Origin of the sequence: Streptomyces sp. NPDC048644, assembly GCF_043199105.1 — a bacterium.
GTDB lineage: Bacteria > Actinomycetota > Actinomycetes > Streptomycetales > Streptomycetaceae > Streptomyces.
In genome coordinates, this window is the sequence record NZ_JBICVO010000005.1 from 397,289 (window position 1) to 410,514 (window position 13,226).

Here is a 13,226-nt window from a genome sequence, read left to right on the forward strand (position 1 = left end):
CTTACTTCTCCTTCTTGGCGCCGTAGCGGCTGCGAGCCTGCTTGCGGTTCTTGACGCCCTGCGTGTCGAGGGAGCCGCGGATGATCTTGTACCGAACACCCGGCAGGTCCTTCACACGGCCGCCACGCACGAGCACGATCGAGTGCTCCTGCAGGTTGTGGCCCTCACCCGGAATGTAAGCGGTGACCTCGATCCCGCTGGTCAGACGCACACGCGCGACCTTACGCAGGGCCGAGTTCGGCTTCTTCGGGGTGGTCGTGAAAACACGCGTGCAGACGCCGCGGCGCTGGGGCGAACCCTCCAGTGCGGGCGTCTTGTTCTTCTCGACCTTGTCCTGCCGGCCCTTCCGGACCAGCTGCTGGATCGTAGGCACTACTTCTCCGGTTTCTGTGTGCCAATCACGGTAAAGCTAACCTGAAACGCACGCCGACCCACGAGGTCGGGTGTGTCGAAACTGCATGCTCCCGCTGCGAGGCGGAAAAGGCGCAGATTGCGGCGTGGCCGAAAACGGCTCGCCATGCGGCTGAAGACACGCATGGCAGCCAGGGCACACCCCAGGCACAAGGTCTGAGCGTACCTACCTCACCGACTCCGGTCAAAACAAATGCCTCGGGGCCGACACGCCGGGCACAACCGGTCAGAAGCCGGTCACCGTGAGCCCCGCGACGCCGAAGCCGTACGCCGGCCGGCCCCGCGGCCGACGGTCACCTGCCGGAAGCCACCGCGACGAAGAACACCAGGAAGAACAGCGCCCAGCCGCCGATCCCCAGCCAGCCAAGCACCAGACCCGTCAGCGCCTGCCCGTCCCCGCGCTCACCGCTCCTGCGGATCTCGGCGCGCGCCTTGTGCCCCAGGATGACGGCAGGGATGGCGGTCAGCCCCCAGGTCACCGGCGTCATGATCCCGCACACCAGCGCGCCGGTGGCGGAGCTGTTCGTGTGGACCGGCATCGGCATCTGCATCGGCAGGAAAGCCGCCGGCACCGGCCGCGGCGTGAACTGCGCCTGCGGCACCGGCCCCTGCGGAAGATCCGCGACCAGCATCTGCAACTCGGCGTGCGTCTGCGCCTGATACGCCCGCGTGATGCGCTGCTCGTACTCCCCCTGCGCGAGCCTGCCCTCGGCGAATCCCGCCTTCAGCACGTCGACCGCACGCTCACGGTCCGCATGCGAGGCACGCATCGCCGGCACCTGATTGAGCGGCTGAGCAGGCTGCCCACCCTGCCAAGGCTGGAATGCCATGCGCGCTCCTCCCCCGCTCGACAGTTCTCCCCATCTTCTCATCACAGACGCAGCAATGGGAGGACAAGTTCCCCGGGGCCGCGACGCGACGTTTGCACAACGCCGCAGGGCGGTCACCCGATCGGGTGACCGCCCTGCGGTTGAGCACGTATCCGGCGCGCGGCCGGATGGCCGTCCTACTGGTTGTAAGGACCGTAGTCGTAGTCCTCCAGCGGGACCGCCTGGCCGGAGCCGGTGCCGAAGGGCGAGTAGTCGATGTCGTCGTAACCGACGGCCGAGTACATCGCGGCCTTGGCCTCTTCGGTGGGCTCGACCCGGATGTTGCGGTAGCGGGACAGACCCGTACCGGCCGGGATGAGCTTACCGATGATGACGTTCTCCTTGAGGCCGATCAGGGAGTCCGACTTGGCGTTGATCGCCGCGTCGGTCAGGACCCTGGTCGTCTCCTGGAAGGACGCCGCCGACAGCCAGGACTCGGTGGCCAGCGAAGCCTTGGTGATACCCATCAGCTGCGGACGGCCGGAGGCCGGGTGGCCGCCTTCCGCCACGACGCGACGGTTCTCGCCCTCGAACTTCGTGCGCTCCACCAGCTCGCCCGGCAGCAGCTCCGCGTCGCCGGACTCGATGATCGTCACGCGGCGCAGCATCTGCCGGATGATGATCTCGATGTGCTTGTCGTGGATCGCCACGCCCTGGCTGTTGTAGACCTTCTGGACCTCGCCGACGAGGTGGACCTGAACGGCACGCTGGCCGAGGATCCGCAGCACGTCGTGCGGGTTGATGGCACCCAGCGTGAGCGGCTGGCCGACCTGGACGTGGTCGCCCTCGCCCACCAGCAGACGGGCGCGCTTCGAGACGCCGTAGGCGGTCTCGTCGCTGCCGTCGTCGGGGGTGACGACAACCTTCTTGGTCTTCTCGGTCTCCTCGATGCGGACGCGGCCGGCCGCCTCCGAGATCGGCGCGACACCCTTGGGCGTACGGGCCTCGAAGAGCTCGACGACACGCGGCAGACCCAGGGTGATGTCGTCACCCGCCACACCACCGGTGTGGAAGGTACGCATCGTCAGCTGGGTGCCGGGCTCACCGATGGACTGGGCGGCGATGATGCCGACCGCCTCACCGATGTCGACCAGCTTGCCGGTGGCCAGCGAACGGCCGTAGCAGAAGGCACAGGTGCCGACCGCGGACTCACAGGTCAGGACCGAGCGGGTCTTGACCTCCTCGACGCCGTGCGCGACCAGCTGGTCGATGAGCACGTCACCGAGGTCGACGTTCGCGGAGGCGATGACCTTGCCGTCGACGACGACGTCCTCGGCCAGCATGCGGGCGTAGACGCTCGACTCCACGTCGTCCGTCTTGCGCAGGCTGCCGTCGGCGCCGCGGGTCGCGATCTTCAGCTTGAGGCCGCGCTCGGTGCCGCAGTCCTCCTCGCGGATGATCACGTCCTGCGAGACGTCCACCAGACGACGGGTCAGGTAACCCGAGTCGGCGGTACGCAGGGCGGTGTCCGCGAGACCCTTACGGGCACCGTGGGTGGAGATGAAGTACTCCAGCACGGAGAGACCCTCACGGAACGACGCCTTAATGGGTCGCGGAATGGTCTCGTTCTTCGCGTTCGACACCAGACCACGCATACCGGCGATCTGACGCATCTGCATCATGTTTCCTCGGGCACCCGAGTCAACCATCATGAAGATGGGGTTCGTCTTGGGGAAGTTCTCATTCATCGCCTCGGCAACCTCGTTGGTCGCCTTGGTCCAGATGTTGATGAGCTCCTGCGTGCGCTCGTCCTTGGTGATCAGACCGCGCTCGTACTGCTTCTGGACCTTCTCGTCCTGGGCTTCGTAGCCCGCGACGATGCCCTTCTTGGCCTCCGGGACGACGATGTCCGAGACGGCGACGGTGACGCCGGAACGGGTCGCCCAGTGGAAGCCGGCCGCCTTCAGGTTGTCGAGCGTCGCCGCCACGATGACCTTGGGGTAGCGCTCGGCCAGGTCGTTGACGATCGCGGAGAGCTGCTTCTTGCCCACCGAGTAGTCGACGAACGGGTAGTCCTCGGGCAGCAGCTCGTTGAAGAGCGCGCGGCCCAGGGTCGTCCGCAGGCGGAAGCTGTCACCCTGCTGCCACTCGGGCTCGCCCTCTTCCGGAGCCGGCGGGGTCCAGCCACGGGGCGGGACGGTGCCGATCGGGAAGCGGATGTCGACCTTCGCCTGGAGCGACAGCTCCTTGGCGTCGAACGCCATGATCGCCTCGGCGACCGAGCCGAACGCCCGGCCCTCGCCGATGACCTTGCGCTCTTCCTCGTCGGTGGTGAGGAAGAACAGGCCCAGCACCATGTCCTGGGTCGGCATGGTGACCGGACGGCCGTCGGCCGGCTTGAGGATGTTGTTCGAGGACAGCATCAGGATGCGGGCCTCGGCCTGCGCCTCCGCGGACAGCGGGAGGTGGACGGCCATCTGGTCACCGTCGAAGTCCGCGTTGAACGCGGTGCAGACGAGCGGGTGGATCTGAATGGCCTTGCCCTCGACCAGCTGCGGCTCGAAGGCCTGGATGCCGAGGCGGTGCAGGGTGGGCGCACGGTTCAGCAGCACCGGGTGCTCGGCGATGACCTCTTCGAGGACGTCGTACACGACGGTGCGGCCACGCTCGACCATGCGCTTGGCCGACTTGATGTTCTGCGCGTGGTTCAGGTCGACCAGGCGCTTCATCACGAACGGCTTGAAGAGCTCCAGCGCCATGGCCTTGGGCAGACCGCACTGGTGCAGCTTCAGCTGCGGGCCGACGACGATGACGGAACGCGCCGAGTAGTCGACTCGCTTACCGAGCAGGTTCTGACGGAAACGGCCCTGCTTGCCCTTGAGCATGTCGCTCAGGGACTTCAGCGGACGGTTACCGGGACCGGTGACCGGGCGACCGCGACGACCGTTGTCGAAGAGGGCGTCCACGGCCTCCTGGAGCATGCGCTTCTCGTTGTTCACGATGATCTCGGGCGCACCGAGGTCGAGAAGCCGCTTCAGGCGGTTGTTGCGGTTGATCACACGGCGGTACAGGTCGTTCAGGTCGGAGGTCGCGAAGCGGCCACCGTCCAGCTGCACCATCGGACGCAGGTCCGGCGGGATCACCGGGATGCAGTCCAGCACCATGCCCTTGGGGCTGTTGCGGGTCTGCAGGAAGGCGGAGACGACCTTGAGGCGCTTGAGCGCACGGGTCTTCTTCTGGCCCTTGCCGGTCCGGATGATCTCGCGGAGGCGCTCGGCCTCCTCGTCCAGGTCGAAGGTCTCCAGGCGCTTCTGCAGCGAGGCGGCGCCCATCGCACCGTCGAAGTACGTGCCGAAGCGGTCACGCAGCTCGCGGTAGAGCAGCTCGTCGCCCTCCAGGTCCTGGACCTTGAGGTTCTTGAAGCGGTTCCAGACCTCGTCGAGGCGGTCGATCTCGCGCTGCGCGCGGTCGCGCAGCTGCTTCATCTCACGCTCGGCGCCCTCGCGCACCTTGCGGCGCACGTCGGCCTTGGCGCCCTCGGCCTCCAGCTCGGCCAGGTCGGTCTCGAGCTTCTTGGCGCGGGCCTCCAGGTCGGAGTCGCGGCGCTGCTCGATCTGCTGACGCTCGACGGAGACGTGCGCCTCCAGCGAGGGCAGGTCGCGCGTACGGCGCTCCTCGTCCACCCACGTGATCATGTAGGCGGCGAAGTAGATGACCTTTTCGAGGTCCTTGGGCGCGAGGTCCAGCAGGTAGCCGAGACGGCTCGGCACGCCCTTGAAGTACCAGATGTGGGTGACGGGAGCGGCCAGCTCGATGTGGCCCATCCGCTCACGGCGCACCTTGGCGCGAGTGACCTCGACGCCGCAGCGCTCGCAGATGATGCCCTTGAAGCGGACGCGCTTGTACTTACCGCAGTAGCACTCCCAGTCCCGGGTCGGACCGAAGATCTTCTCGCAGAAGAGTCCGTCCTTTTCGGGCTTGAGGGTGCGGTAGTTGATGGTCTCCGGCTTCTTGACCTCACCGTGGGACCACTGACGGATGTCGTCAGCGGTGGCGAGGCCGATCCGCAGCTCGTCGAAGAAGTTGACGTCGAGCACTGTCGTCAATCCCTCTTTCAGGGTCGAGTCTCAATCATGGTCTGACGGGGGGTCCGGGGACGGCCGGGGCTCTGAGTGGGAGCCCCGGCCAGACCCGTCAGACCTCTTCGACGCTGCTCGGCTCGCGCCGGGACAGGTCGATACCGAGCTCTTCCGCTGCACGGAAGACGTCCTCGTCGGTGTCGCGCATCTCGATGGACATGCCGTCCGATGACAGCACCTCCACGTTGAGGCAGAGCGACTGCATTTCCTTGATGAGCACCTTGAAGGACTCGGGAATGCCGGGCTCGGGGATGTTCTCGCCCTTGACGATGGCCTCGTAGACCTTCACGCGGCCGGTGACGTCGTCGGACTTGATCGTGAGCAGCTCCTGGAGTGCGTACGCGGCGCCGTATGCCTCCAGCGCCCACACCTCCATCTCACCGAAGCGCTGGCCACCGAACTGGGCCTTACCACCCAGCGGCTGCTGGGTGATCATCGAGTACGGACCGGTCGAGCGCGCGTGCAGCTTGTCGTCGACCAGGTGGTGCAGCTTGAGGATGTACATGTACCCGATCGAGATCGGGTCCGGGAACGGCTCACCGGAGCGGCCGTCGAACAGCCGCGCCTTGCCGGAACCCTTGACCATGCGCTCGCCGTCGCGGTTCGGGATCGTGGACTCGAAGAGACCGGAGATCTCGTCCTCGCGCGCACCGTCGAACACCGGGGTGGCGACGTTGGAGCCGGGAGCGACCTCGTCCGCCGCAATGGCGTGCAGACGCTGCTTCCACTCCTCCTCGACGCCCTCGACCTTCCAGCCCTGGCTGGCGAGCCAGCCGAGGTGGATCTCCAGGACCTGGCCCGGGTTCATTCGGGACGGGACACCCAGCGGGTTGAGGATGATGTCGACCGGGGTGCCGTCCTCCAGGAACGGCATGTCCTCGACCGGCAGGATCTTCGAGATGACGCCCTTGTTGCCGTGACGGCCGGCGAGCTTGTCACCGTCGGTGATCTTGCGCTTCTGCGCGACGTAGACGCGAACCAGCTGGTTCACACCCGGGGGCAGCTCGTCGCCCTCTTCGCGGTCGAAGACGCGGACGCCGATGACCTTGCCGATCTCACCGTGCGGCACCTTCAGCGAGGTGTCGCGCACCTCGCGCGCCTTCTCACCGAAGATCGCGCGGAGCAGGCGCTCCTCGGGGGTCAGCTCGGTCTCGCCCTTGGGCGTGACCTTGCCGACGAGGATGTCGCCGGCGACGACCTCGGCACCGATACGGATGATGCCGCGCTCGTCGAGGTCGGACAGGACCTCTTCGGAGACGTTCGGGATGTCCCGGGTGATCTCCTCCGGGCCGAGCTTGGTGTCACGGGCGTCGACCTCGTGCTCCTCGATGTGGATCGAGGAGAGGACGTCGTCCTGCACGAGGCGCTGCGACAGGATGATCGCGTCCTCGTAGTTGTGACCCTCCCACGGCATGAACGCCACGAGCAGGTTCTTGCCGAGCGCCATCTCGCCTTCGTCCGTGGACGGACCGTCGGCGAGGACCTGGCCCTCGATGACCCGCGCGCCCTCGTCCACGACGACCTTCTGGTTGAAGGAGGTGCCCTGGTTGGAGCGGGTGAACTTGGCGACGCGGTACGTGGTGTACGTGCCGTCGTCGTTGGCGACGGTGATGTAGTCCGCGGAAACCTCCTGGACCACACCGTCCTTCTCCGCCTTGATGACGTCACCGGCGTCGACCGCGCAGCGGTACTCCATGCCGGTGCCGACCAGCGGGGACTCCGCCTTGATCAGCGGAACCGCCTGGCGCATCATGTTCGATCCCATGAGCGCGCGGTTGGCGTCGTCGTGCTCGAGGAACGGAATCATGGCGGTCGCGGCCGACACCATCTGGCGCGGCGAGACGTCCATGAAGTCGACGTCCTCGGCGGGGATCAGGTCGACCTCGCCGCCACGCTGACGGACCAGCACACGCTGCTCGGCGAAGCGCATGTCCTCGGTGAGCTTGGCGTTGGCCTGCGCGATCAGGAAGCGGTCCTCCTCATCGGCGGTGAGGTAGTCCACCTCCTCGGTGACCTGGCCGTCGACGACCTTGCGGTAGGGCGTCTCGATGAAGCCGAAGACGTTGACCCGGCCGTAGGAGGCCAGCGAGCCGATCAGACCGATGTTGGGACCTTCAGGGGTCTCAATCGGGCACATGCGGCCGTAGTGCGAGGGGTGCACGTCACGGACGTCCAGGCCGGCCCGCTCACGGGAGAGACCACCCGGGCCAAGCGCCGACAGACGGCGCTTGTGGGTCAGACCCGACAGCGGGTTGGTCTGGTCCATGAACTGGGACAGCTGGCTGGTGCCGAAGAACTCCTTGATGGAGGCGACGACCGGCCGGATGTTGATCAGCGTCTGCGGCGTGATCGCCTCGACGTCCTGGGTGGTCATGCGCTCACGCACGACGCGCTCCATACGCGCCAGGCCCGTACGGACCTGGTTCTGGATGAGCTCGCCGACGTTGCGCAGACGACGGTTGCCGAAGTGGTCGATGTCGTCGGTCTCGACCACGATCGAACGACCGGACTCGCCGATCGTCTCGGTCTCGCCGGCGTGCAGCTTGACCAGGTACTTGATCGTGGCGATGACGTCATCGGTGGTCAGCACACCGGCGTCCAGCGGCTCGTCGCCGCCCAGCTTCTTGTTGACCTTGTAGCGGCCGACCTTGGCGAGGTCGTAACGCTTGGGGTTGAAGTAAAGGTTCTCCAGCAGCGTCTGCGCGGCCTCACGGGTCGGCGGCTCGCCCGGACGCAGCTTGCGGTAGATGTCGAGCAGCGCGTCGTCCTGGCCCTGGGTGTGGTCCTTCTCCAGGGTGGCGCGCATGGACTCGTACTCGCCGAACTCCTCCAGGATCTGCTCGGTCGTCCAACCGAGAGCCTTGAGCAGGACGGTGACGGACTGCTTACGCTTGCGGTCGATGCGCACACCGACCATGTCGCGCTTGTCGATCTCCAGCTCCAGCCAGGCACCCCGGGACGGAATGACCTTGGCCGAGAAGATGTCCTTGTCGGACGTCTTGTCGATGGAGCTGTCGAAGTAGACACCCGGCGAGCGCACCAGCTGCGAGACGACGACACGCTCGGTGCCGTTGATGCAGAAGGTGCCCTTGTTCGTCATGAGCGGGAAGTCGCCCATGAAGACCGTCTGGGACTTGATCTCGCCGGTCTCGTTGTTGGTGAACTCCGCGGTGACGAAGAGCGGAGCCGCGTACGTGAAGTCGCGCTCCTTGCACTCGTCGATGGAGTTCTTCGGGGGCTCGAAGCGGTGGTCGCGGAACGTCAGCGACATCGACCCGGAGAAGTCTTCGATCGGGGAGATCTCTTCAAAGATCTCTTCGAGACCGGACTTGGTGGGGACTTCCTGCCCACTCTCCAGCGCAGCCTCGACGCGACCCTTCCATGCGGCATTGCCGAGCAGCCAGTCGAAGCTTTCGGTCTGCAGCGCAAGGAGGTTCGGAACCCCGAGGGGCTCCTTGATCTTCGCAAAAGAGATGCGCAGCGGGGCGGTGCTGTCGCCGTTGTTCGTATTGGCAGTCGAGGCGTTGCGCGAGGCGGCCAAGAGGGGGTCCTTCCGAGGGCTCGGACTCACTACGCGCGTACCGGTCCCGAATCGAACAGACTGAGGGAAAGCCCCGGTCAGGGCGGTTCAGTCAGTGATGCTCAGGTTCGGGCATGCCCCTGGTGACGGGCAGGGAGCAGCTAACAGGCAGCGCAAAGGGTCAGTGTAGCCACTTGGCACACTGATGTCCAGAGCGAGTTTCCGGAGACCGGTCCAGCACCGTGATACCGATCTTCTCCCTCCGGGAGGTGGCGTCCCCCGAGCCGGAGGAACCCCTCGTTGTTCTTCTCTGCGTCCAATGCCCTGCGCCTGCCGAAAGCCCTTGCGCCAGTGGCGCACACCGATGCTTCCCTCTTCGCCCGCGATCCATGCCTCGGACCCTGGATCGCTTCTGCGTTGCGTCCCGAGAATTGCGCGCCGCGTCCGGTTCGTCAAGGCCCCCCGCCCCTGCGAGATCGTCACACGGGGCACGTCAGGGCAACGAAGATCACCATACTCGCACGCCGGGCCGGGGCAACGCAGCCGTGGCGAGCACGCCGAAGGGCGACCACCCGCTTGGGTGATCGCCCTTCGCTGTGTCCAGGGGCGCCGGAGGCGCTCAGGACGTGAGTCGGAGACTCAGTGAGGTCACTTGACCTCGACGGAGGCGCCGGCGCCCTTGAGGGCCTCGGCGGCCTTGTCCGCGGCGGCCTTGTCGACCTTCTCGAGGACGGGCTTCGGGGTGCCGTCGACGAGGTCCTTGGCCTCCTTCAGGCCCAGGGAGGTCAGCTCACGCACGACCTTGATGACCTGGATCTTCTTGTCGCCGGCGCCGGTGAGGACGACGTCGAACTCGTCCTGCTCCTCGGCCTCGGCGGCGGCGGGGGCACCGGGGACACCGGCGGCAACGGCGACCGGGGCGGCAGCCTCGACGTCGAACTTCTCCTCGAAGAGCTTCACGAACGCGGAGAGCTCGAGAAGGGTCATGTCCTCGAACTGCGCGAGCAGGTCTTCCTGGCTGAGCTTCGCCATGGTGGCGGTCCTTCCACTAATTCGGCTGGTGCCGGATGAACATGTCTGGCGGGCGTACGGGCCCGCTGGACTGCTGAGAGCCACGCCCCGCGAGGGGCATGAAGGTGCTTACTCGGCAGCCTCGGCGGGAGCCGGCGTACCGGCACCGCCCTGCTCCACCTTGCTGCGAAGCGCGTCCGTGGTGCGGACGAACTTCGTGAGGGGGGCCTGGAAGGTCGCCGCGGCCTTGGCCATGGACGCCTTCATGCCACCCGCCAGCTTGGCGAGCAGAACCTCGCGGGACTCGAGGTCCGCAAGCTTCTTGATCTCGTCGGCGGACAGCGCCTTGCCATCAAGGACACCGCCCTGGATGACGAGAGCGGGGTTCTCCTTGGCGAAGTCACGAAGACCCTTCGCCGCCGTGACCGGGTCACCGGTCACGAAGGCAACTGCGGTCGAGCCCTTGAGGTGCTCGTCCAGCGCGATTCCGGCCTCATTCGCCGCAATCTTGGTCAGCGTGTTCTTCACCACACGGTACTGAGCGTTGTCACCGAGCGAACGGCGCAGCTCCTTGAGCTGCGCAACGGACAGTCCGGTGTACGCGGTCACCACAGCTGCGTTGGAGTTACGGAACTTGTCCGTGATCTCCTCAACTGCTGCGACCTTGTCGGGCCTCGCCATGAGCCTCGGCCTCCTTCCGGGTGATGAGGACCGCGCAGAAGGGGCTGGGCAAAACAAACGCCCCGGCGCAGGCGCACGGGGCGTGACTCGACCGGACGGAAAACGTCCGGGAGTTCATCCACTCACACCTGCGCAGGCCGTCCGCAGCTAGCGGATCCTTCGGCCACTGCGTATCCGGGAAGGACACACAGAGACAACCAGCGGTCTTTGGCTTCTTCGGTACGGTACGCGAACGGCCTGTGCCCAGGCAAATCGGCCGAGCGGGGGCGCCGGAGCGCCCCCACGATGCGTCCCTACTGGGAGACCTTGTCGAAGTCGACGGTCTCGCCGGCCGGCGGCTCCTCGGCCGTGACCTTCGTGCCGTAGTCCGAGTAGAAGACCGTCGAGTCGAAGGACGTGGCCGAACTGTCCATCCGCTCGCGCTTCTTGACCAGCAGGTTGTCCGAGCTGATCCACAGGTCGATGGTCTCGGCCTTGCTGCCGGCCTGCTCCATCTGCGCTTCCAGCGCCTTGAGGTCGGCCTCGCTGAGGTTCTTCGACTGCATGCGGGTCAGCTCTTGGACCGACAGCGTGCCGGTGAAGTGGGTCGCCTGGACGCCGCGGACGTCCTCCTTGCCGACTTCCTTGACCTTGCCCGAGGCGATCATCAGCTCCATCGCCCGGGTCGGGTTGTTGTTCTGCATCTGGTCCTTGAGCAGCGCGCCGGTCGGACCCATCTTCTTCGCCAGGGCGTCGTAGTCGTACTTCACCCAGTTCTTGCCCGCCACCGGCATGCCCGCGGCGCCCATGTTCATGAACATGGCGTCCGGCGTGTAGAGCGCCTTCACGGGCTTGCCCGCCATCGGGCTCTGGCCGGACTGCGTGATGTCGACGTTCATCCGCATGCCCTGGGACCAGTCCAGGGCACCCTTCATGGTCTGGTTCGACGGGCCGTTCTTGACGGTCCCCTCGACCTTGGCGGACTTCTTGCCGTCGGTCTGCCGGGCCGCCGTCTTCAGAGACGCCAGTGCCACGTCCAGCGGGGACTGCTTCTCCCCTGCCGCGTCACTGCTCGTGCCGCCGCTGCCGTTGCCGCCGTTGCAGGCGGTCAGACCGGCCATCATGACGGCCCCCGCCACGACGGCGGTGATACGTGTGCTGCGCACTGAGGCTCCCCCTTTTTAGATCATTTTTACGACCTCGGGAGGACTGTAATGCAGGGCACCGACAGCGGAAGCAGCAGGCCCCGCCCTCCGGAGCGGAGAGCGGGGCCTGCGTCACGTAGCGCGCGCCACGAAGCGTCGATCAAGCGATCAGACGGCTTCTTCCTCGGTAAGGAGGTTGCGGGTGCGGTTGGCGTCCAGCGGGATGCCGGGGCCCATCGTGGTGGTGATGGTCGCCTTCTTGATGTAGCGGCCCTTCGCAGCGGAGGGCTTGAGGCGGTTGATCTCCTCGAGCGCCGCGGCGTAGTTCTCCACCAGCTTGGTCTCGTCGAAGGAGACCTTGCCGATGATGAAGTGGAGGTTCGCGTGCTTGTCCACGCGGAACTCGATCTTGCCGCCCTTGATGTCGGTGACAGCCTTGGCGACGTCCGGGGTGACCGTGCCGGTCTTCGGGTTCGGCATCAGACCACGGGGACCGAGCACGCGGCCGAGGCGGCCGACCTTGCCCATGAGGTCCGGGGTGGCGACGACGGCGTCGAAGTCCAGACGGCCCTTGGAGACCTCGTCGATCAGTTCGTCCGAGCCGACGATGTCGGCGCCGGCGGCTTCCGCGGCGGCTGCACGGTCGCCGGTCGCGAAGACCAGGACCCGGGCGGTCTTACCGGTGCCGTGCGGGAGGTTCACGGTGCCACGGACCATCTGGTCGGCCTTGCGCGGGTCGACGCCCAGACGCATGGCAACCTCGACGGTCGCGTCGAACTTCACGGAGGTGGTGTCCTTGGCGAGACGGACGGCCTCGAGCGGGGCGTAGACGCGCTCCCGGTCGATCTTCGCGTCCGCGTTGCGAAGAGTCTTGCTGCGCTTCACTGCTGCTCCTGTGTGCTGGAGATGGAGTCGTGGTGCGGGCCAGCGCCTGGCCCTGCCACGGACGGCGGCCTTCTGCGGCTACCGCCGGGGGCTACGAGGTGACTTCAGCCCTCGACCGTGACGCCCATGGACCGGGCGGTGCCGGCGATGATCTTCGCGGCGGCGTCCAGGTCGTTGGCGTTCAGGTCGGGCATCTTGGTCGTGGCGATCTCGCGCACCTGGGCGTCGGTGATCTTGGCGACCTTCTTGGTGTGCGGCTCGCCTGAGCCCTTGTCCACACCAGCGGCCTTGAGGATCAGCTTCGCGGCCGGCGGGGTCTTGGTCACGAAGGTGAAGGAGCGGTCTTCGTAGACCGTGATCTCCACCGGCACGACCATGCCACGCTGCGACTCGGTCGCGGCGTTGTAGGCCTTGCAGAACTCCATGATGTTGACGCCGTGCTGGCCCAGCGCGGGGCCGACCGGCGGAGCCGGGTTCGCGGCGCCGGCGCTGATCTGGAGCTTGATGAGCCCCGTGACCTTCTTCTTCTTGGGAGGCATGCTCTCTCCGGGTCCTAGTGAGAGGTGGTTCGCCCCGCAATCCGGTCATCCGGATGGAGGCATACCGCACCACGATAACGGGTATGGTCGTGCGGCTAAAAACCGAG

General features: G+C 66.4%; 9 protein-coding genes. All 9 read right to left on the minus strand.

Features of this window, described 5'->3' with window-relative positions; genetic code table 11:
* Window position 1: 1 nt before the first annotated feature.
* On the minus strand, window positions 2-373 hold the full coding sequence (rpsL, locus tag ACGFNI_RS14270; RefSeq protein WP_003948652.1) for a 30S ribosomal protein S12: 372 nt from the start codon (window positions 371-373) through the stop codon (window positions 2-4).
* Between the two features lie 331 nt (window positions 374-704).
* Window positions 705-1,181 carry a DUF1707 and DUF4190 domain-containing protein gene (locus tag ACGFNI_RS14275; protein ID WP_393683884.1) on the minus strand — a complete coding sequence of 159 codons (477 nt, stop codon included), beginning with the start codon at window positions 1,179-1,181 and terminating at the stop codon, window positions 705-707.
* Window positions 1,182-1,417: 236 nt separating this feature from the next.
* Window positions 1,418-5,317, minus strand: coding sequence for a DNA-directed RNA polymerase subunit beta' (locus tag ACGFNI_RS14280; protein ID WP_393683886.1), 3,900 nt, complete (start codon window positions 5,315-5,317; stop codon window positions 1,418-1,420).
* 97 nt (window positions 5,318-5,414) lie between these two features.
* Window positions 5,415-8,900 carry a DNA-directed RNA polymerase subunit beta gene (gene rpoB / locus ACGFNI_RS14285; protein ID WP_393683623.1) on the minus strand — a complete coding sequence of 1,162 codons (3,486 nt, stop codon included), beginning with the start codon at window positions 8,898-8,900 and terminating at the stop codon, window positions 5,415-5,417.
* Window positions 8,901-9,527: 627 nt separating this feature from the next.
* Complete coding sequence (rplL, locus tag ACGFNI_RS14290; protein ID WP_227046477.1) at window positions 9,528-9,911, minus strand: 50S ribosomal protein L7/L12; 384 nt, start codon at window positions 9,909-9,911, stop codon at window positions 9,528-9,530.
* A 108-nt stretch (window positions 9,912-10,019) separates the two neighbouring features.
* Window positions 10,020-10,571, minus strand: a complete 552-nt coding sequence (rplJ, locus tag ACGFNI_RS14295) for a 50S ribosomal protein L10 (protein WP_393683625.1) — start codon at window positions 10,569-10,571, stop codon at window positions 10,020-10,022.
* A gap of 293 nt (window positions 10,572-10,864) precedes the next feature.
* Window positions 10,865-11,716, minus strand: coding sequence for a hypothetical protein (locus ACGFNI_RS14300; RefSeq protein WP_393683627.1), 852 nt, complete (start codon window positions 11,714-11,716; stop codon window positions 10,865-10,867).
* 147 nt (window positions 11,717-11,863) lie between these two features.
* Window positions 11,864-12,580: a 50S ribosomal protein L1 gene (gene rplA, locus ACGFNI_RS14305; protein ID WP_393683629.1), complete on the minus strand. Its 717-nt coding sequence runs from the start codon at window positions 12,578-12,580 to the stop codon at window positions 11,864-11,866.
* Between the two features lie 104 nt (window positions 12,581-12,684).
* Window positions 12,685-13,119 carry a 50S ribosomal protein L11 gene (gene rplK, locus ACGFNI_RS14310; RefSeq protein ID WP_143940025.1) on the minus strand — a complete coding sequence of 145 codons (435 nt, stop codon included), beginning with the start codon at window positions 13,117-13,119 and terminating at the stop codon, window positions 12,685-12,687.
* Between the last annotated feature and the right edge of the window lie 107 nt (window positions 13,120-13,226).

Bases quoted from the DNA above. Each gene is read 5' to 3' on its own strand.
- ACGFNI_RS14275 (WP_393683884.1), bottom strand. From the start codon at position 1,181: ATGCGTGCCTCGCATGCGGACCGTGAGCGTGCGGTCGACGTGCTGAAG.
- rplJ (WP_393683625.1), bottom strand. From the start codon at position 10,571: ATGGCGAGGCCCGACAAGGTCGCAGCAGTTGAGGAGATCACGGACAAG.
- rplK (WP_143940025.1), bottom strand. From the start codon at position 13,119: ATGCCTCCCAAGAAGAAGAAGGTCACGGGGCTCATCAAGCTCCAGATC.
- rplL (WP_227046477.1), bottom strand. From the start codon at position 9,911: ATGGCGAAGCTCAGCCAGGAAGACCTGCTCGCGCAGTTCGAGGACATG.